Annotated in this window: 18 protein-coding genes; 2 read left to right on the top strand and 16 right to left on the bottom strand. The window is 71.4% G+C overall.

Annotated features, from left to right (window positions below; all coding sequences use genetic code 11):
* Positions 1 to 17: 17 nt before the first annotated feature.
* From FB563_RS13475 to FB563_RS13435, 9 genes are all read right to left on the bottom strand, one after another.
* Positions 18 to 854: a 2-amino-3,7-dideoxy-D-threo-hept-6-ulosonate synthase gene (locus tag FB563_RS13475; protein WP_055705164.1), complete on the bottom strand. Its 837-nt coding sequence runs from the start codon at positions 852 to 854 to the stop codon at positions 18 to 20.
* 325 nt (positions 855 to 1,179) lie between these two features.
* Positions 1,180 to 2,400 carry an MFS transporter gene (locus FB563_RS13470; RefSeq protein ID WP_055705163.1) on the bottom strand — a complete coding sequence of 407 codons (1,221 nt, stop codon included), beginning with the start codon at positions 2,398 to 2,400 and terminating at the stop codon, positions 1,180 to 1,182.
* Positions 2,401 to 2,485: 85 nt separating this feature from the next.
* Positions 2,486 to 2,920, bottom strand: a complete 435-nt coding sequence (locus FB563_RS13465) for a TIGR03618 family F420-dependent PPOX class oxidoreductase (protein ID WP_159045471.1) — start codon at positions 2,918 to 2,920, stop codon at positions 2,486 to 2,488.
* Between the two features lie 287 nt (positions 2,921 to 3,207).
* Positions 3,208 to 3,885: a 4'-phosphopantetheinyl transferase family protein gene (locus FB563_RS13460; RefSeq protein ID WP_055705161.1), complete on the bottom strand. Its 678-nt coding sequence runs from the start codon at positions 3,883 to 3,885 to the stop codon at positions 3,208 to 3,210.
* Entirely contained in the window at positions 3,878 to 4,585 is a 708-nt protein-coding gene (locus FB563_RS13455) for a helix-turn-helix transcriptional regulator (protein ID WP_159045470.1), read from the bottom strand. Before FB563_RS13455 ends, FB563_RS13460 begins: the two co-directional genes overlap by 8 nt.
* 211 nt (positions 4,586 to 4,796) lie before the next feature.
* On the bottom strand, positions 4,797 to 5,690 hold the full coding sequence (locus FB563_RS13450) for a helix-turn-helix domain-containing protein (RefSeq protein ID WP_142218675.1): 894 nt from the start codon (positions 5,688 to 5,690) through the stop codon (positions 4,797 to 4,799).
* A 123-nt stretch (positions 5,691 to 5,813) separates the two neighbouring features.
* Complete coding sequence (locus FB563_RS13445; protein ID WP_055705158.1) at positions 5,814 to 7,220, bottom strand: class I adenylate-forming enzyme family protein; 1,407 nt, start codon at positions 7,218 to 7,220, stop codon at positions 5,814 to 5,816.
* 13 nt (positions 7,221 to 7,233) lie between these two features.
* Positions 7,234 to 8,001 carry an SDR family NAD(P)-dependent oxidoreductase gene (locus FB563_RS13440; RefSeq protein ID WP_055705157.1) on the bottom strand — a complete coding sequence of 256 codons (768 nt, stop codon included), beginning with the start codon at positions 7,999 to 8,001 and terminating at the stop codon, positions 7,234 to 7,236.
* Positions 8,002 to 9,048: a 3-oxoacyl-ACP synthase III family protein gene (locus FB563_RS13435; RefSeq protein WP_055705156.1), complete on the bottom strand. Its 1,047-nt coding sequence runs from the start codon at positions 9,046 to 9,048 to the stop codon at positions 8,002 to 8,004.
* 356 nt (positions 9,049 to 9,404) lie between these two features.
* On the opposite strand from FB563_RS13435, the gene FB563_RS13430 reads away from it, so the two are divergent.
* Positions 9,405 to 10,370, top strand: coding sequence for a zinc-binding dehydrogenase (locus FB563_RS13430; RefSeq protein ID WP_055705155.1), 966 nt, complete (start codon positions 9,405 to 9,407; stop codon positions 10,368 to 10,370).
* A gap of 75 nt (positions 10,371 to 10,445) precedes the next feature.
* On the opposite strand, the gene fabG is transcribed toward FB563_RS13430, so the two are convergent.
* The 7 genes from fabG to FB563_RS13395 form a co-directional block, all read right to left on the bottom strand.
* On the bottom strand, positions 10,446 to 11,150 hold the full coding sequence (fabG, locus tag FB563_RS13425) for a 3-oxoacyl-ACP reductase FabG (protein WP_055705154.1): 705 nt from the start codon (positions 11,148 to 11,150) through the stop codon (positions 10,446 to 10,448).
* A 32-nt stretch (positions 11,151 to 11,182) separates the two neighbouring features.
* Entirely contained in the window at positions 11,183 to 11,623 is a 441-nt protein-coding gene (locus FB563_RS13420; RefSeq protein WP_055705153.1) for a MaoC/PaaZ C-terminal domain-containing protein, read from the bottom strand.
* On the bottom strand, positions 11,620 to 12,093 hold the full coding sequence (locus FB563_RS13415; RefSeq protein WP_234357647.1) for a MaoC family dehydratase N-terminal domain-containing protein: 474 nt from the start codon (positions 12,091 to 12,093) through the stop codon (positions 11,620 to 11,622). The genes FB563_RS13420 and FB563_RS13415 overlap by 4 nt, the downstream gene beginning before the upstream one ends.
* A gap of 132 nt (positions 12,094 to 12,225) precedes the next feature.
* Positions 12,226 to 13,341, bottom strand: coding sequence for a 3-dehydroquinate synthase II family protein (locus tag FB563_RS13410; protein WP_055705152.1), 1,116 nt, complete (start codon positions 13,339 to 13,341; stop codon positions 12,226 to 12,228).
* Positions 13,342 to 13,447: 106 nt separating this feature from the next.
* Entirely contained in the window at positions 13,448 to 13,822 is a 375-nt protein-coding gene (locus tag FB563_RS13405) for an SRPBCC family protein (RefSeq protein WP_159045469.1), read from the bottom strand.
* Between the two features lie 109 nt (positions 13,823 to 13,931).
* Positions 13,932 to 14,972: a 3-oxoacyl-ACP synthase III family protein gene (locus tag FB563_RS13400; RefSeq protein WP_055705150.1), complete on the bottom strand. Its 1,041-nt coding sequence runs from the start codon at positions 14,970 to 14,972 to the stop codon at positions 13,932 to 13,934.
* 111 nt (positions 14,973 to 15,083) lie between these two features.
* Positions 15,084 to 15,620: a flavin reductase family protein gene (locus FB563_RS13395; protein WP_055705149.1), complete on the bottom strand. Its 537-nt coding sequence runs from the start codon at positions 15,618 to 15,620 to the stop codon at positions 15,084 to 15,086.
* A gap of 449 nt (positions 15,621 to 16,069) precedes the next feature.
* Between FB563_RS13395 and FB563_RS13390 the strand changes: the two genes are divergently transcribed.
* Positions 16,070 to 18,625, top strand: a complete 2,556-nt coding sequence (locus FB563_RS13390) for an NHL repeat-containing protein (RefSeq protein WP_055705148.1) — start codon at positions 16,070 to 16,072, stop codon at positions 18,623 to 18,625.
* The last annotated feature ends 8 nt before the right edge of the window (positions 18,626 to 18,633 follow it).

Below are 18,633 nucleotides of genomic sequence, written 5' to 3'. Positions count from 1 at the left end.
GACGGTCGAGGGGTTGCTCAGATCTGGGCCGGGACGCCCGCCCGGGCGATCACGGAGCTGAGCGGCAGCGAGGCGGTGGCACGGGCGGAGCGGCCACCGTGCACGACGGCGGCGACCTCGCGCACGGCCGCGCCCGGGTCGCTGCTCCGGAAGACGCGGCGGCCCACGGCGAGGCCGCGGCAGCCGGCGTCCAGGGCGGCCGCCGCGTAGTCGGCGAGGCTGCCGCCGTCGCTCGGACCGCCGGCCACCAGAACCGGGATGGGGCAGCTCTCGGTGACCTCCGCCATGCTCTCGGCGGGCACCGCCCAGGTGGTCTTCACGAGGGTCGCGCCGAGGTCCGCGGCGATGTTGACGACGTGTGAGAGCAGCGCGGGGACGTGCGGGTCGGCGATCCGGGGGCCGCGCGGGTAGATCATGGCCAGCAGCGGCAGGTTCCACTCCTGGCAGGCGCGGGCCACGGTGCCCAGGTCGGCGAGTTGCGCGGCCTCGGTGTCGGAGCCGATGTTGACGTGCACGCTCACCGCGTCGGCACCGGCCCGCACGGCGTCCGCCACGTCCCCGACGAGGATCTTGGCGTCGCCGTCGGGCGCGTGCGGGGTGCTGGCGCTGAGGTGGACGATCAGTCCGCATGCGTGCAACAGCCGGGGATCGACCGCGCGGGCGCGGCCCTTGTGCACGACGATCGCGTCGGCGCCGGCCGCGGCGACCGCGCCCACGAGTTCGTTGAACCGGGGGGCGGTGGTGATCGGGCCGTCGGCCACCGAGTGGTCCATGGGCACGAACAGGAAATGACCGGCGCGGTGCCGGGAGAGCCGGGCGAGCCTGACGTCCAGGCCCGTGGTCAACGCAACCATCTTCGTTCTACCCCCAAGTGGCGGAAACACTGAGGGGATTCTTTCGGTGGCCGATCCGGCACAGAATCCTCGAAAGGACTGCTCCTGCGGGGCGCGCGGACACACCATCGGAGGTAGCCGACCAGGCAGTCCACCGAGGCCGGCACCGAAGCCGGCCCTGCCGTGGGCGGGACACGTACGGGCCCGTCGCGCGGGGTGCGCGACGGGCCCGTCGGGGCATGCCGGATGGGGTGTGCGCTCGGCCTCCGTGGTCGCCGAGTCCTGCGGTTGGCTGTTCCTGCGGTTGCCTGTTCCTCGGGCGGCTGCCGGGAGCGCAGTGCCCCGCTCAGGAGGCGGCGTCCGCCGGGGCGCCGGAGCCCTGCGGCTGGGCCTCCCGGGGCGCTGCCGCACCCGGAGCGGCCCGCGGGGCGTCGCCTTGCCTGACGACGACGCTGATCGCCAGGGCGACGGCGATCACTGCGGCACCGGTCCAGGTCAGCGCTGTCGTCGAGGTGGCCGCGAGCACCGCGCCGCCGACCGCGGCACCGGCCGCGGTGCCCAGATACATGGCGGAGTTGAGGAGCGAGACGACGATGCTGGTGTGCTGCGGCACGATGCGCATCAGCTGGTACTGGATCGGAAGCTGCACATGGGCGACCGCGAACCCGTAGAAGAGGATGACGACGCCGGCGGCGACGGAGTCGAACGCTCCGTAGGGGAACACGGCGATGATGGCCGCCACGGCCGCGAGCGCCACGCCGAGCATGGACTTCGGCGAGGTGCCCTTGTCGAGGCGGGCACCCGCCAGGGCGTTGCCGGCGAAGGAGGCCACGCCGGCGATCAGCAGGTAGACGGGCAGGCTCTTGACGGAGACGCCGGCGCTGTCGTGGAGGATCGCGGGGAGGAACGTGTAGACGAGGCCCATCTGCGCCACGCCGTAGAGGAACATGACGACCATGCGCACCAGGACGCGGCCGTCGCCGAGGACGGCGAAGCGTTCCTTGAGGCCGGGCGTCGGTGTGGCGCCGACGGACGGGACCAGCGCGGCGATGGCGACGATGGCCAGCACGATGACGCCGACCACGACCCACAGGGCGGCGCGCCAGCCGACCTGCGTGCCGACGAGCACGCCCACCGGCACACCGAGGATGGTGGACACGGCCAGGCCACTCATGATGGTGCCGAGCGCGCGGCCCTGCTGGGCGGGGGGCACGAGCTGAACGGCCGTGCCGATCGCGGCGGGTGAGTAGACGCCGCCGATGGCACCGGCGAGGACGCGGACGAGCACCATCACCCACAGCGAGGGCGCGAGCGCACTGGCCGCGTTGGCCAGGGCGAAGATGGTGAGCGCGTAGAGCGCGAGCTTCTTGCGGCCGATCTTGGCCGTGGCCACGGCGAGCAGCGGGGCGCTCAGGGCGAAGGCGAAGGTGAAGCCGGTGACGACCTGGGCGACCGCGCCCAGGGACACGTGGAAGGAGCCGGCCATGCCCGGGAGCAGACCGGACAGGACGAAGGCGTCGAGTCCGATGGCGAACATGCCCAGGGCGAGGGGTGCGATGCGTTTCATTCTTTCTCCCGTGAGTGGGGACGTGGTCAAACCTGCGTGTGGTAGCGGGGGTTGTCTCGGCGCACACCGCGGCGAGGGGGGTCCTTCAGCGGGGCTGCCCGGACCGCCGCGCCGCGAGGGTGGTGGCCAGCTCGTCGAGCGAGGGGGCGCGCGCGATGCGCTCGGCGCGCACGACGATGAACACCTTCGCCTCTGCCTCCCAGGTCTCCAGGAGCCGGCGGTCCGCCTCGGGCCCGGCACCGAGGCGGGCGCCGTCGCGCAGCCGGTGGAACTCCTTGAGGTCCTCGAACGCCTCCGGGAGGGTGTGGACCTCCGCCTTGCCCTCGACCGTCCGCCAGGGCCCGTACCAGTTCTCCGAGACGACGCAGAGCGCCGCCCGCGGATCGCGCCGTAGGTTGCGGGCCTTGGCGGTCACCTCGCTGGACGTGATGAAAAAGACGTCCTCGTCGATGGCCAGCGCGGAGACCGGAGATGCCTGAATTCCGCCGTCCTGGCGGTGCGTTACCAATACCGCGCGCACGGGCCGCGCGACCCGTCCTTCCGCGTCTCGGACCATCTGAAATGCCTTTCGTCGTGCCGGACTGTGCTGCCGGATCCTGTTTTCCTCTTCCTCCGGCACAGGCGGGATCGGGCATGCCGAAAGAGCGCTCCGTGCTCAGGGGACATTCATGAAGCGGGCGTGGTTTCCCGCGATGTCGGCGCGCCGTCTCCGTGAATTCAGCGTGCTGTTTCCGCGATTTCAGCGTGCTGTTTCCGCGATGTCGGCGTCCTGTTTCCGCGATGTCGGCGCCCGGCCGACCGCCGTTCTCAGTGCGCGGCGACCCGCCGGTCGCAGGCCACCGCCGCGACGTGCCGTGGACCGGCCGGGACCTCGGCCACCCACCAGCGCTCCGGATCGCGCCGGGCGGTGTGGACCCGCAGCCCGGCCGCCGTGCGCCGGATCTGGAAGGAGCCCAGCCCTCCGGGCAGCCCGGTGCCCTCGGCCTTGAGCAGGGCTTCCTTCCATGTCCAGCGGCGCAGCAGCCACCGCGTGCGGTCCGGGGCGGGGACGCGGCCCCACTCCTCGATCTCCGCGGGGCCGAGGATCCGCCGGGCCATTCCGTCCGGCAGGCTCACCGGCCGGAGCCACTCCACGTCCACGCCCACCGGGCCCGTCGTGCTCACTGCGACCGCACAGCACCCGGTGGTGTGCGCCAGGCTGATGTGCACGCCGGGCGCGTCCGGCAGCACCGGCCGGCCGAGCGGGTCACGGCCCAGTCTCACCTCGTGGGCCGGGCATCCCAGGTGCCGGCCCACCACCGTCCGCAGCAGGACGCGCGAGCGGATCCACACGGCGCGGGCGGTGGGCGGCATGCGGTCGGCGCGAGCCCGCTCGGCCGAGCTGAGGAGCGCCCCGTCCATCTCCGGGGCCGCCTCGCCTCCCGGCGCGTCCACCCTGCTGAGGTGGACGGCCGGGACACTCGCCGAGCCGGCCCGGTCAGCCATCGCCGAGCAGCCCCTGCTTGAGCGCCACCGACACCGCCTGGGTGCGGTTGGGGCAGTTCAGCTTGGCCAGCACGTTGGTGACATGCCGTTTGACCCCGTGCACCGAGATGCCGAACCGCCGGGCTATCTGCTTGTTGCTCAGCCCTTCGCCCATCAGCTGCAGCACGTCCTGCTCGCGCGGGGTCAGCCGGACCTGCGTCTGGTACGAGCGGGAGTCGCCGGTGCGCACCCGGGCCATGAGCTGACGCACCATGGTCGCCGGAATCGGCAGGTCGCCGCGGTCGAGCCGCTGCAGCGTCTCGTTCATGCACTCCAGCGTGAGGTCCGACTGCACCAGGAACCCGTCGGCCGGCAGGGCGGCGATGCGCTCCACCGTGGCCGCGTCGGCACGGTCGAGCAGCACGAGCACCTTCACCCCCAGCTTCCCGGCGTCCTCGGTCAGGCGCAGCAGGGCATCCTCGCCGTCCGTCGCGTCGACGATCACCAGCGAGTACCGTCCGTCGCGCAGCAGCCGCAGCGCCGAGGCGACGTCGTGGTGCGGCTGCACCGGACGCGGCGGGTCGAGTCGTTCGAGCATGTTGCAGAGTCCCCAGCGAACCAGTTCGCTGGACAGGGCGACGAGAATTCCTCTCGTCTCGGGTATGGACTCCGCATTCGTGGTCGCGGTGTCATTGTCCTCAAGCAGCATCGCATTCGACATGTCAACCCCCGTAGCACCACACCGAATCCAGCAGGACAGTGGAGCACCGAACGTTAGGAATGCGCGGCCCGTTTGCGTGGAGCTGCGCATTCTCGCGGGACGCCGGACTTCATCGGCCGGAGGAACGCTCCGGTATTCATCCTGCTGGAACGCTCCGGCTCAATCCACCCGGCAGAACCTCAGGTTCCTGTCTGACAGCAACCTGACGGACTCAGCCGGTGATACCGAAGCTGTCGTCCAGACGGCGTTCCGCGTCGCAGATCGCCTGGTCTCCGAGGGAGCGGCCGATCTCGAACCCGGCCTGGAAGCGGCTGGCCGCCCCCAGCCCGCCCAGCATGTCGGCGATGCGGCGGCGCAGCGTGCGTACGGACATGCCCAGGCGCTTGGCGACGAGCTCGTCCTTGGCGCCCGTGCACAGCATCCGGATGATGACGGCGTTGACCTCCTGGGAGACGTCCTCGATCTGCGACCCGCGCCAGCGGCCCTGCGAGAACGGACGGGCCCGGAGCCAGTAGTCGGTGAAGACGGCGCGCAGCACGCCGACCACCGCGGGATCGCGTACCAGGCACACGTCACCGGTGTCCGTGTCGTCGTACCCGTGCCGGGCCGGCACCAGGGCGAGCGCGTCACTCATGACCAGGAACCAGCCCGGCAGCGTCTCCATGGTCCTGACCAGCCCGCCCCGCTCCTCCCTCAGCCGCAGTTCCTCGCGCAGGTCCGGGTCGAAACGCGTCACGTGCTGGCACAGGGTGTGCACCTCGACGCCGCGCTCCAGCAGCTCCGACTCGAACTCGTCGAGCCCTCTCAGCGGCTCGGGCCGCACCCCCGCGCCCGGGCGCATCTCCAGCACCGGCCCGGTGGTGGTCACTTGGGCGAGGAGCCGCTGCAGGTCTTCCGCGGTCAGGGTCTGTCCCCCGCTCACCGCGAAGCCCGGCTGCGGCAGGGCCGCGAGGGACTGCCGCAGCCGGGCGATGGCCGCCTCCGCCTCCAGGGCGAGTTCATCCAGCGCCTCTGTCCCGCCGGACGGGTCCTCGGCGGCCGGCGCGGCGTCCGGCTGCGCGGACGCTCTCTGTTCCCTCGTACGCTGGCGATGGTCCTGTGGCACCTGCATCCCCCTAAGTGGCATCCACCGGTCCCGGTGGAAGTTCACTACCAAACTTAGAGCGCTCAGGCGATCACTCAGAGATCGATTTACGCAGAGGAAACGATTCCGCTTTGCTGTGTTCGCTCAGGACACCGGCATTCTCGGACCCTGCGCCCTCGCGGTGTGCAGCAGCTCGGGATTGCGCACGACCTTCCCGTTCGAGGTGCGCGGCAGCCGGGCGACGCAGTGGAAGACGCGCGGCAGCTTGTACGGCGCCAGCCGCTCCCGGCACCAGCCGAGGAGTTCGCCGCGGGACACCTGGCCGGTGGTCACCACATGGGCCTCGATCGACTCGCCGAACACCACCACCGCTTCCTTGACGGCGGGGTGCTCGGTGACGACCTGCTCGACCTCCGTCAGGTCCACCTTCAGACCGCCCACCGCGACCAGGGAGTCGGCGCGGCCGACGATCTCCAGCGCCGCACTGCCGGGCCGCACCACGCAGCGGTCCTTGGTGTCGAGCCAGCCGTCCTGGAAACGGTCCGCACGATCCGCGTACAGGTACGGCGACTCCTCCAGCCGGACCCGCAGGGTGTTCTCCCTGACCTCGGCCCGAATGCCCGGCACCAGCTCGCCGACGGCCGGAGGCCCGTAGCGGCCGCCCAGGTCCGTCGCCAGGATCCCGGTCTCGGTCATGCCGTACGCCTGGCCGATGGCGATGCCGTAGGCCTTCTTGAACTCCTCGTAGACCTTGGCGTCGAGGATCTCGCCGCCGCTCACCGCCAGTCGCAGCGCCGGGAGTTCGGGGATGTCCGGGGCGCGGCACAGCAGGCCGAAGTGCAGTGGCACGCCGAAGACGGCCGTGATCTCCCGTTCGGCCATGATCCGCACCAGGTCCCGGGCCTGCGGCCGGCTGCTGAAGTGCAGCGGGGCGCCGACGTCGAGACCGTGCAGGACCCCGCCGATCAGGCCGAAGGAATGCATGATCGAGCTGAGCAGCAGCACCCGCTCGCCCGTGCGTGGCATCTCGGGGAGCCGCGCGAAGCGCTCGATCTCCGCGCGCAGCGACGCGCCGGTGCGGCCGATCACCTTGGGCAGTCCCGTCGAGCCCGAGCTGAACTGCACCAGCGGATGGCCGGACTCGGCGGCACGCCCCGGGCGCAGCCTGTTCACCTCCACGGGCGTCTCGTCGCGGAACGAGCTGAACACTCCGCCGAGATCACCGGAGGTGATGTGGAACTGCGGCTCGCACAGGTCGAGCAGCCGGGCGGTCTCCGTCTTGGTCAGCCGCGGATCGAGGAGCTGTACCTGGGCGCCGACGGACCAGAGAGCGAACAGGGTCGACAGCAGGGTGAAGCTCGGCATCATCTGCACGGCCACCGCGCTGCCCTCGGTGATGCTGCGCGACGTCAGCGCCGCACGCTCGTACTCCACGCGGTTTCTCAGCTGGCGCCGGGTGACCACGGTCTCCCCGACGGCCCAGACCTCGTCGTCGTCGCAGTCCGCCACACGGGATTCGAGCCAGGACCTGAACTGTGTGCTGTCGGCCATTTCCGTCCGTTCCTCAGGTAGTCGCGAGGCGTGAGGCCCCGTCGAGCCGGACGACCTCACCGTTGATCATGGGGTTCTCCACGATGTGCTGGACCAGGGCCGCGAACTCCTCGGGGCGGCCCAGCCGTCGCGGGTAGGGGGTGCCGCCCACCAGGGCGCCGCGCACCCGCTCGGGCAGCCCGGCGAACATGGGGGTGTCGAAGAGGCCGGGGGCGACCGTCACCACGCGGACGGCGTGTACGGCAAGGTCGCGGGCGAGCGGCAGGGTCATGCCGACGACGCCCGCCTTCGAGGCCGCGTAGGCCGCCTGGCCCTGCTGCCCGTCGTACGCCGCGATGGAGGACGTGCAGACGATGACACCGCGTTCCTCGTCCTCGTCGGCGTGCGGCCGGCGGGTCATCGCCGCTGCCGCGGTGCGGACCAGGTCGAAGGCGCCGATCAGGTTCACCTGGACCAGGCGCGCGAACTCGGCGAGGGGCAGCGGGCCCGCACGGCCCACGACCCGGCCGGCACCCGTGGCACCCGCACAGTTGACGACGATGTGCGGTCCGCCCCTGCGCTCGGCCTCGGCGACCGCCGCGGCCACGTCGTCCTGGTCGGTGATGTCACCGGCCACGAACGAGGCGCCACCGCCCAGCTCCGCCGTGGCGGCCCGCCCGCGCTCCGCGTCCCGTCCCATGACGACCACTTCGGCACCCGCCGCCAGCAGCCGCTCGGCCACGGCGCGGCCGAGGCCGGACGTGCCGCCGGCGACGAGCGCGATCCTTCCTTTGGTGTCCATCTAGCCGACCGGCACCAGGAAGTCGTCCTCGGCAGTCCATCTGATGACCGTGCCGCCGTGGCTCATCCCGGCCCCGAACGAGACCAGTGCGACCGTGTCGCCGGCCTTGACCCGGCCCGAGTCCACGGCGTCGCGCAGCACCAGGGGCACGCCCGCGCCCGAGGTGTTGCCGAGCCGCTCCACATTGGTCAGGGTGCGCTCGGCGGGCAGCCCGATCTTCTCCATGAGGAGGTGGATCAGGTGGTAGTTGGCCTGGTGGAAGATGATCAGGTCGAGGTCCTCCACCGTCATCGCGTGGTGCTCCAGCAGTTCGAGGACGAAGTTCGGCATGGTGTCGAGTGCGAAGTTGCGCACCGAACGGCCGTGCATGTGCATGAAGTTGGTGCCGAAGCCGGAGAGCTTCTCGGTCCCGTCCGCCGACCAGGTGCGCTGCTCCCGCTTGACGAACGCGGTCTCGTACGCGCTGGGGTCACTGCGCAGCAGGGCCGGTGCCATGCCGGTGCCGGGGGCGCACGGTTCGAGCAGGTAGCAGGCAGCGGCGTCGCCGAAGATCACGCCGACCGTGCGGTCCTCGGGGTCGAGGGTCTTGGTGGTGGTGTCGGCGAGGACCACGGCCACGCGCCGGTACTGCCCCGACATCAGGTACTTGGCACCGACGTCGAGGGCGAACGTGCCGCCGGGGCAGCCACCACTGTTGACGTCGAACCCCGGTACGCCGGACAGGCCCAGCTTGCGGGCGATGGCCACCGCGGCGGCCGGCAGCATGTGGTCGGGCGTGAACGTGCCGCAGACGAGCAGGTCGATGGAGTCGGGGCTGACGCCCGCCCGCTCGCACGCGTCGAGCAGCGCGGCGGCGCCCAGGTCGGACGTGCGCTCCTCGGGGCCGGCCCAGCGCCGGGTGGTGATGCCGATGTGCTCGCTGATCCAGGCGTCCGTCGTGTCCAGGCGCGCTTCGAGATCCGCGTTGGTCACCACCTGGCTGGGCACGTACCCCCCGATGGCTCGGATCCCCACGCCGTACGGGGCGAGACTGGCAGCCTTCGTCATAGGTCTGGACTCCTCCTGGCAGGCGCCGCCGACGGCGGCTGAACGGGTGACTCGCCGCCGGTGGTGACGGCCGCGGTGGACCGCCACCACCGGATGGCCAGTGCGGGGCGGACGGGGTCTCGCGGTGGGCCCGGCGCGTCCGGCGCCGTCACGGAACGGGTCTCGCCCGGCGGCGCGACGGATTCGTCCCACGTCCGTTTCCTGCACGGGGTGTGTGCCGTGCCCCGTACTGCCGCGCCAGCCTCTCGTCCCGGTGCCGGGGCGGACAGACCCGTTGGCGGTGCCCTTTCGTCGCAGCCGAAGGGGGACTCCCGCCGGGCAGCCGGAAGAGGGCCGCGGGGGCTTAGCCTCGCGCCATGATCGCTGCCTACGCCGCCCGTATCGATCCCCAACACCCTTTGGAGGGCCTTGAGTTGGGAGAGGTGCCGGAGCCGGAGGTGCCACACGGCTGGACCACCGTCCGGCTGGCCGCCGCCTCGCTCAACCACCATGACCTGTGGTCCCTGCGCGGGGTCGGTGTCACCGCGCGGGACCTTCCGCTGATCCTCGGCTGCGACGGAGCCGGCGTGGACGACCGGGGCAACGAGGTCGTCATCCACTCCGTCATCGGTGAGAGCGGCCACGGCGTCGGGCCGGACGAGCGGCGCTCGATGCTGTCCGAGAGGTATCCCGGCACCTTCGCGCAGCGGATCGCCGTGCCGCGCTGGAACCTGCTGCCCAAGCCCGCCGAGCTGACCTTCGAGGAGGCGGCGTGCCTGCCGGGCGCATGGCTGACCGCGTACCGGATGCTCTTCACCAACGCGGCGCTGAGCCCCGGCGACACCGTCCTCGTACAGGGCGCCGGCGGGGGTGTGGCCACGGCGGCCGTGGTCCTCGGCTCGGCCGCCGGGTTCCGCGTCTTCGTCACCAGCCGCGACGACGTCAAACGCAAGCGGGCGCTCGCCCTGGGCGCGGAGGCCGCCTTCGAGACGGGGGCACGGCTGCCGCAGCGGGTCGACGCGGTGCTGGAGACGGTGGGGGCGGCCACCTGGTCCCACTCGGTGCGTGCGCTCAAGGACGGCGGCCGGCTCGTCATCTCCGGCGCCACCAGCGGCCCCAACCCGCCGCTCGGCGAACTGCAGCACATCTTCTACCGCGAGCTGAGGGTGATCGGCTCGACGATGGGCAGCAAGAAGGAGCTGGGTGCCCTGATCGACTTCTGCGTGGCCAAGGGCGTGCGCCCGGTCATCGACTCGGTGTTCCCGCTGGGCGACATCCACCGGGCGTTCGCCCGCATGGAACTGGGCGATCTGTTCGGGAAGATCGTGCTGACGATCCCGTGACCGCACCGGCCGTCCATGCCGACGGGCCGGGGCGCGCCGGTACCAGCGGCGTGCCCCGGCCCGTCGGCCGTGCGCTCAATGTCCCATGCCCAGGCCTCCGTCGACCGGGACGACCGCACCGGTGACGTAGCCGGCACCGTCGGAGGCCAGCCAGCACACCGCCGAGGCCACCTCCTCGACGCTGCCGTGGCGCCCGAGCGGAACCTGGGCGCGCATCTCCTCCCGGCGCTCCTCGGACAGCTTCTGGGCCATGTCGGTGAGCACCAGGCCCGGCGCCACCACGTTCACGGTGACACCCCACGCGGCCAGCTCGCGCGCCATGGAGCGGGCCATGCCGATCATTCCGGACTTGCTGGCCGCGTAGTTGACCTGGCCGACCGTGCCGGTGGTGCCGGCGACCGAGGACATCAGGATCACCCGGCCCCAGCGCCCCTTGAGCATGCTGCGCGCGGCCCGCTTGGAGACCCGGTAGGCGCCGGTCAGGTTGGTGTCCAGGACCGAAGTGAACCGCTGCTCGGGCATCCGCAGCAGCAGCGCGTCGTCCGTGATGCCGGCGTTGGACACCAGGACCTCGACGGGTCCGTGCGCGTCCTCGACCTCCTTGAAGGCGGCCTCCACCTGACGGGTGTCGGTCACGTCGCACCGTACGCCGAAGATCCCGTCGGGCGGTGCGCTGCCGCGGTAGGTCACGGCGACCTTGTCACCGCCTGCCAGGAAGGCTCGGGCGACCGCCAGCCCGATGCCCCGGTTTCCTCCGGTTACCAGCACGGAACGTGCCATGGTTGATGTCCTTTCGGATGGGTGGTGATGCGTCAGGGCGCCGAGGCGAGCAGGGCGTCGGCCGCCACCACGGCCTCGCCGCGCACGGTCACCGTGCCGTCCTGGAGCCGCACGGTCAGCGCGATCCGGCACAGGCGCTCCCCGTCGGGACCCTCGGTGACGGCGGTGACGCGCCCGGAGCAGTGCGGCCGCGCGTGCACGGGGGTCACCGCGGAGAACCGCGCCTTGAGGGAGCGGACGGCGCCGAGGGGGACCCAGGAGGTCACGAGCCGGCCCAGGAAGGCCATCGAGAGCATGCCGTGGGCCAGGACGTCGTCGAAGCCGGCGGCGCGGGCCGCGTCGGTGTCGATGTGGATCGGGTTGTGGTCGCCGGAGGCACCGGCGAACAGGGCGAGCCTCGCCCGGGTGACCTCGCCGGGGCTCAGTTCCGGGAGGTCGGGGGCCATCAGGGAAGCGGGCGTCGGCGTGCTCATCGTCCGGCCTCCGGATGCCGCACCATGATCACTTGGTGCAGGTCGGCGACGGGTGTTCCGTCGGGCCTGGTGACGGCGGTGTCGCGGACCACGAACTCCATGGTTCCGCCGCGACGCCGGTACACGTCACTGATCACGGGGGAGAAGACGAGCTCGTCCCCGGCGTGCGCCGTGGTGTGGTACGTGAAGGACTGCTCGGTGTGCAGCACCCGGGCCGGGTCGACCGCAAGAGGGCCGGCCGTGCCCGTCTGATGCTCCAGCTCCAGTCCGAAGAGAAAGGTCGGCGGTACGGGCAGGTCGGGATGTCCGGCCGCCCGGGCCCGCTCCAGGCTGGTGAACTCGGTGTCCTCCAGCCCGATCACCTGCCCGAAGAACCGCAGCCTCCCCCGCTCCACCAGAACGGTGAAGGGCGCGAGCCGGGTCCCGGGCGCCGGCCCCATGTCGTGTGTCGCCTGTGCGGTGTCGGCCATGCGGCACCTCCCACTCGGTACGGGGCCCGCCCCGGAGCGCTGGGGGGAAGGGCGCTTCCGGGGCGGGCCTGATCTCGGCGCCCGCGTCGCCGTACGACGGCCACGGGGTGCTTGGGGTGAGGGATCCGTGGGCTACTTCTCGATGCAGAACTCGGCGACCGGCCAGCCCACGTGGCGCTTGTCGGTGGCGATGTAGCCGAGGAGCTGGTCGCCGGCCTTCAGCTCGGTGACGTTGAGCACCTTGGCGCCCGGGCCGAGCACGCGCACGTGCCAGTCGTCCTGGACGGTCAGGCTGACCTCGACGCCCTCCGGGGAGACGGCGCGGATGGTCAGCAGCGGGCGGGACTCCAGCTTCACCCGGCCGACGACGATGCGGCGCGTCCTGCCGTCCGCCGTGACACCGAGGATGGTGCTGCCGGCCTTCAGCTCGCTCAGGTAGTTGGTGCGGTTGTCCTCGCCCAGGACGTACGAGTGCAGGGCACCGGCGTTGACCCGGAAGGGGCGCGTCGGCATGTAGGGCAGCGGGTGGGTCTCGCTGACGCCGAGGATGAAGCCCGAGGCGTAGGAGCCGACCAGGATGCCCTCGTCCTTTCCGAAGTGGGTGCAGGTGTCGACGCAGACGCGGTCGCCGAGGCCGTTGTGCTCGATGGACTGGACGGTGAGGGTGGTCAGGTCCAGGTCCGGGGTCTTGCCGCCGAGCAGCTCCACCAGGGCGAACACCTCGCCCGCGTCCTTCGGGCCGTACAGCAGGCCGTCGGAGCCCTTCTCCAGCACGTCGACGATGATCCCTGCCTCTTCCAGGTCGCCGGCCTCGCAGATCAGCCGGCCCGGGCTCTTGTCGGCCGCGGCGATCACGATCTCCAGCGGGATCTTGGTGGGGTCGCGGAACTTGACCAGCGTGTTCGGCAGCGCGATCGCCGCGGCGCAGGCCAGCCGCAGCGTGGGGTCGTCGATGACGTCGACGAAGGCACCGACGGAGGTGCCGTCACCCGCGGTCAGCTTCAGCTTGTCCAGCTCCTCGGTCGTCGTGACCGGGGACAGGACGATGTCGGCGACGTCCGCGGCCTCGGGCGGCAGCGGCGCGCCGGGGGCCGGCAGCAGGACCTTGAGGACGGTCGGCGGCAGCGAGGCGAGCACGTCCAGGTTGTCGTCGAGAACACCCTCCAGGCGGGCGTGGACGGCGGCGTCGACCACGGCCTCCCGGTGCTCGGCACTCACCTTGCGCAGATCGATCCAGGCGAACTTCACGGGCTTTTCCTTCCAGGAACGCGGGACGGCAGCACTACGGGCGCAGCGATGCGGGACGTCGGACAGCGGTTCGGGGCGAAGACGCGGTTCGGAACACGGACGCGGTTCAGAACAGCGAGGAGAGGTTCTTGAGGCGGCCCTCGATGACGGAGAGCAGCTGCGGCGCCTCGTTCTCGCCCTCCCCGGCGCCGAAGAGGCGGGTGAAGACGAACTCGGTCCGGTCGTCGGACTCGGCTATCAGCCGGGTGAACGCGCGGTGGTCGCCGTGCTCGGAGACCACGCGGTAGTCGACGACCCCGGTCCCGCGGTCGGCCGTGGAGCGGACCTCGACCGGGCCGAACGGCGTGTCCACCGTCCAGTGGTCGCCGTCCTTGCGCGCGGCGCGCGCGAAGTCGGTGCACCAGTCGGGCAGCCGCTCCGGATCGGAGACGACGGCGTAGACCTCGGCGAACGGCGCCGCGATGCTGATGCTTCCTGTCACGCTTCCCATGCAGACTCCCTCGCTGCGGTGTGCGGTGTGCGGTGTGCGGTGTGCGGTTGGTGTGCGGTGGCCGGGGCGGCGTCGGCGCGCGCTGCCCGGACGGAACGGTTCAGGCGAAGTCCTCGGGGCCGCACCAGCGCGCGACCAGGGCCCCGTAGTTGAGGCCGGCGCCGAACGCCGCCAACAGGACCCGGTCTCCGGTGCGGATCCGTCCCGCGTCGACGGCATCGCGCAGGACGAGCGGGACCGAGGCGCCCGAGGTGTTGCCGATGTGCTGGATGTTCGTCAGCGTCTTCTCACGCGGCTGACCGAGGGTGTCCAGGATCGAGTGCACCATGTGGCGGTTGGCCTGATGCAGGGCGTAGAAGTCGATGTCGTCCAGCCCGAGCCCCGCGTCGGCCACCGTCTTCTCGATCAGGCCGGGGACGGTACCGAGCACGAAGTCGCGGATCCCGCGGCCCACCATGACGGTGAAGTTGTCGCCGAATCCCGACTGGCGCCGCTCCCCGTTCGCGTCGTGACGCGGCTCCCGGGTGACGTAGCCGATGGACTGTCCGGAGGGCTCGCTGCCCAGCCGTGCCGCGCCGATCCCGGCGGCGCCGGACGTCACCGGCTCCAGCAGGTAACAGGCGGCGGCGTCACCGAAGATGACGGCGACCGTGCGGTCCTGAGGGTCGAAGATCTTGGTGTTGACGTCGCTGAGGACCACGGCCACGCGGCGGTAGGCGCCGGAGGCGATGAAGTTCGCGCCCACCTCCAGCGCGTACACCGAGCCGGGGCAGCCACCGCTGTTCACGTCGAAGCCGGGCGTACCGCTGATGCCGGCCTTGCCCATGATGGTGACGGCGGTGCTGGGCAGCATGCGGTCCGGGGTGTACGTACCGCAGATGACGAGGTCGACGGAGGCGGGCGGCACGCCGGCGCGCCCACAGGCGTCCAGCAGGGCCCGGCTTCCCAGGTCGGAGGTCCAGTCGTCGGCATCCGCGTAACGCCGGGTCTCCACACCGATGTTGGTGCGGATCCACTCGTCGGAGGTGTCGAGGGTCCGTTCGAGGTCCTGGTTGGTCACCACGCGTTCGGGGACGCAGATGCCGATCTCCCTGATTCCGGCGGTGATCCCGGCGCGGGTCGCGGCGACGGCGTGCACCATGTCATGCACCTTTCCGGCCGCGTCGGCGGCCTGGGGGTCGTTGCTCGGTCCCGTTCTTCCGGCCCGGTCGCCGCTCGGGCGCACCGGCCCGTGTCGCGAGCCCGGCCATGCTCAGCCCTGTGCGCCGGCGTACGAGGCGAGCCGGGTGTAGGCGCCGCGGTGGAAGACCAGCGGTTCCCCGGCCGCGTCGCCGAGGTGCAGGCCCTCGACACGGCCGAGGAGGATCACGTGGTCCCCGCCGTTGTGGAACGCCTCCACCGTGCACTCCATGGCGGCCAGGGCCTCGTGGACCAGGACCGAGCCGCGCGGGCCCACGAGATCGCCGAGCTGCCGCTGTGCCTGGAGCCCGACCGGCCGGTCGTGGGAGGCGAACTGTGCCGACACGTGCTCCTGGTCGGCGGTGAGGAAGCTCAGCGTGAACTCCCGGCGCTGGGCGATCCGCCGGGAGACGCGTCCCTCGGGGCGCAGGCAGACCGAGACCAGGAGCGGGTGGAGCGAGACGGAGGTCACCGAGTTCACGGTCAGCGCCTCGGTGCTCGTCCCCGCGCCGGAGGCGACGATCGCGACGCCCGTGGGAAACCTGCCCATGGCCTGCCTGAACTCCCTGCCGTCCACGGCAGGGAGCGCAACTGCCCCCTTGTCGAGCATCCGTTCCCTCCTCCAGAGCTGCTCCGCGTCCGCTGGCCGCGGCCTGCCATGAAGACTCCCGTGCGGCGGACGGGACGGGAACGCTCAACGGGAGAGCACGATCGGGGTCGCCCAAAGAGCACGCTCCCAGTGCCGACATGACCCACCAGGCAGCCAGGGGCACCAGCACCTGGGCCGAAGGCGCGAGATGCCGCCCGCACATGTGCCGGAGGAGCAGATCGCTTGACGGTGGCTCACTCGCCGGCTCGCCGCCGCCATCGGCACCAACCTTTTACCAGGCCGGGTGAAAGGCGCTGACCTGCGGAATTGTGCGGGGGGCGGCGTGGCCGTGGCGGCGAAACAGGGCAAACTCCCTGTTCCTGCGGGGAAGGAGGAGCCTGCGAAGACAGCCTCGTCAGTGACAGGGGTTATCGTCCGACTTGCTTGTTCACCTTTTCAACAGGAGCTCCATGAGCCTCAAGCAGGTCTCCGTCACCGCGGCGATATCGGTCGTCGCGGGGCTGACCACTGTCACCGTCGGCCTCACCGGCTCCGCCGCCTGGGCCGACAGCACGGCGGCTCTGCCGCTGTCCCACTACTCACACATGCTGGTCGACGCCGCCCACCAGCACATCTTCTTCAGCCAGGGTGCCGGCTCGACCGGCATCGTGGTGACCGACCTGTCCGGCACCCCCGTCACGACCATCGAGAACGAGCCGGGCGCCACTGGTCTGGCGCTGTCCGCCGACGGTGCCACGCTCTACGCGGCGCTGTCGGACGGCGACGCGGTCGCCGCCGTCGACACGGCGAAACTCACCGAGTCCGCCCGCTACTCGACCGGTACGGGCAGCGCCCCGGCCTCCGTCGCGGTGGCGGGCGGCAGGCTCTGGTACGGATACACGGCCGACGGCAAGGGCGCCATCGGATCGGTGGATCCGTCCGCCGCCGACCCGGCGCCGACACCTCAGCCCTCGATGTCGCACTGGTCGGTCGCACCCCTGCTCGCGACGGGCGGAGGTGTGCTCGCGGCCGAGGAGCCGCAGCAGAACCTCAGCCACGTGGCCACCTTCGACGTCTCCTCCCAGGCGGCGTCCGTCAAGGCCGACACTCTCGTCGCCGGCGGCACGGCAACCGGCCTCCAAGTCACCGCAGACGGCACCGAGGTCGTACTCGCCGCTCCCCAGCAGCCCGCCGCCCGTGTCTACCGCACCGCGGACCTCGCCGTCGCCAGCCCTTCCGTCTACTTCACCGGCGGCACCGGCCCGAACGCGCTCGCCCTGGACACCGACGGAACGATCGCCGTCGGCAGCCCCTCGGGCTCGGCCGCCGGTGTCTACCTCTACGCCGGCTCGAACACCCTCGCCGAGAACCACGTCACCTTCCCGTCCGGGACCCTGACCCCGGACGGCCTGCGGTGGGGAGCCGACGGCCTGACGCTCTACGCCGTCACGCAGGACTCCTCGGGGGCCTACACCCTCAACGTGCTGAGCGATCCCAAGCTCACCGACACGCAACTGTCCCTGAATCCCCCGCAGTACGCGGTTCCCACCCAGCAGTACACGTTGACCGGCTCGCTGAGTACCAGGGGCCTGCTACCGGCCGGCGCGTCGCTCCAGGTCACCCGCGACGGCACGGCCCTGCCCGACGCCACCGTCGGCAAGGACGGAACCTTCGCCATCAGCGACACCAGCCAGGACGAGGGCGCGCACACCTACCAGGTGACGTACGCGGGCGACGCGACGCACCGGGCCGCGACGGCGTCCCTGACGGTGCACGTGGCGAGGTTGTCCACCACCATCCCGTTCCCCGACATCAGTTCGGCGTCGCCCCGTTCGGTGGTCTTCACCGGTTCGCTCATGACCCAGCTGAACCTCGGCGGCCTTCCCCAGGGCACCACCGTCCAGGTGTCGCGGACGAACGAGGACACCCAGGAGACGACGCAGCTGCCGTCGGTCACGGTCGACCCCGCCACCACCGAGTTCACCGTCACCGACGACCCGGACCGCGCGGGACGGTTCACCTACCACCTGTCGTACGCGGGTGACGCCACGCACCAGCCGACGTCCTCCGACGCGTCCGTCCAGGTCTCCCCGTACGCTCCGGCCCTGACGCTGAACGCGCCCGCGACCGCCACCCGCGGCTCCGCGCTGACGTTCAGCGGCGCGCTGAGCGACACGCCGTACGACAGCGGCGAGACGGTCACCGTGACCCGTACGGACGCCGCCCACACCACGACGCCCGCGCAGTGGACCGTGCCCGTCGGAGCCGACGGCACGATCACGGTCAAGGACACGCCGTCCATCGGTGGCGCCAACACCTACACGGTCGGCTACCCGGGCGACGCCTCCCACAAGGCGGCCACCGCGTCCGCGATCGTCCAGGTGTCCCGGACCGCGACGGCCCTGTCCGTCACCACCAACGCGTCCTCCTACGCGTACGGCGCCACCGCCACCGTCACCGCCCACCTGGGCACGACGTACAACGGCCGTACGGTCTCGCTCTACGCCCAGCCCTACGGCGGCGGGAAGACGTTGGTCAAGACCGGCACCGTGGACGCGGGCGGCAACCTGTCGGCCACGTACAAGCTCACCCGCAACACGACGTTCACGGCGTCCTTCGCGGGCGACTACCGCTACGCCCCGGCCACAGCCACCCACACCGCCTACGACCAGGTGAAGATCGCGGAGACGCTGGGCGGCTACTACACGAGCACGACGTACAGCGGCGTCACCTACCGCGTGTACCACCACACGGTGAAGCCGCGGGTGACCGCCGTCGTGACACCGAACAAGTCCGGCCAGTGCGAGAAGTTCCAGGCCCAGGAGTACTACAGCGGCGCCTGGCACACGCTCACCACCTCGGGCTGCTACTCCCTCGACCCGAACAGCACCTGGGTGACGCAGTTGAGCCTCACCAACGCGGTCAACCAGAAGTTCCGGGTGCGCTCGCAGTACGTGCACAGCACGCAGGACAACACCAACCTGACCACGTGGGGCGGCTGGCTCTACCTCACGGTCAGGACCTGAGCCGCCCC

The organism is Streptomyces puniciscabiei (assembly GCF_006715785.1).
Taxonomy (GTDB): domain Bacteria; phylum Actinomycetota; class Actinomycetes; order Streptomycetales; family Streptomycetaceae; genus Streptomyces; species Streptomyces puniciscabiei.
Note: the sequence above shows the minus strand (reverse complement) of the source record. Positions and strands in the feature narration are given on the sequence as shown.

Coding starts and splice junctions, on each gene's coding strand:
- FB563_RS13475 (WP_055705164.1), bottom strand. CDS start 854: ATGGTTGCGTTGACCACGGGCCTGGACGTCAGGCTCGCCCGGCTCTCC.
- FB563_RS13470 (WP_055705163.1), bottom strand. CDS start 2,400: ATGAAACGCATCGCACCCCTCGCCCTGGGCATGTTCGCCATCGGACTC.
- FB563_RS13460 (WP_055705161.1), bottom strand. CDS start 3,885: ATGGCTGACCGGGCCGGCTCGGCGAGTGTCCCGGCCGTCCACCTCAGC.
- FB563_RS13455 (WP_159045470.1), bottom strand. CDS start 4,585: ATGTCGAATGCGATGCTGCTTGAGGACAATGACACCGCGACCACGAAT.
- FB563_RS13445 (WP_055705158.1), bottom strand. CDS start 7,220: ATGGCCGACAGCACACAGTTCAGGTCCTGGCTCGAATCCCGTGTGGCG.
- FB563_RS13440 (WP_055705157.1), bottom strand. CDS start 8,001: ATGGACACCAAAGGAAGGATCGCGCTCGTCGCCGGCGGCACGTCCGGC.
- FB563_RS13435 (WP_055705156.1), bottom strand. CDS start 9,048: ATGACGAAGGCTGCCAGTCTCGCCCCGTACGGCGTGGGGATCCGAGCC.
- FB563_RS13430 (WP_055705155.1), top strand. CDS start 9,405: ATGATCGCTGCCTACGCCGCCCGTATCGATCCCCAACACCCTTTGGAG.
- fabG (WP_055705154.1), bottom strand. CDS start 11,150: ATGGCACGTTCCGTGCTGGTAACCGGAGGAAACCGGGGCATCGGGCTG.
- FB563_RS13420 (WP_055705153.1), bottom strand. CDS start 11,623: ATGAGCACGCCGACGCCCGCTTCCCTGATGGCCCCCGACCTCCCGGAA.
- FB563_RS13415 (WP_234357647.1), bottom strand. CDS start 12,093: ATGGCCGACACCGCACAGGCGACACACGACATGGGGCCGGCGCCCGGG.
- FB563_RS13400 (WP_055705150.1), bottom strand. CDS start 14,972: ATGGTGCACGCCGTCGCCGCGACCCGCGCCGGGATCACCGCCGGAATC.
- FB563_RS13395 (WP_055705149.1), bottom strand. CDS start 15,620: ATGCTCGACAAGGGGGCAGTTGCGCTCCCTGCCGTGGACGGCAGGGAG.
- FB563_RS13390 (WP_055705148.1), top strand. CDS start 16,070: ATGAGCCTCAAGCAGGTCTCCGTCACCGCGGCGATATCGGTCGTCGCG.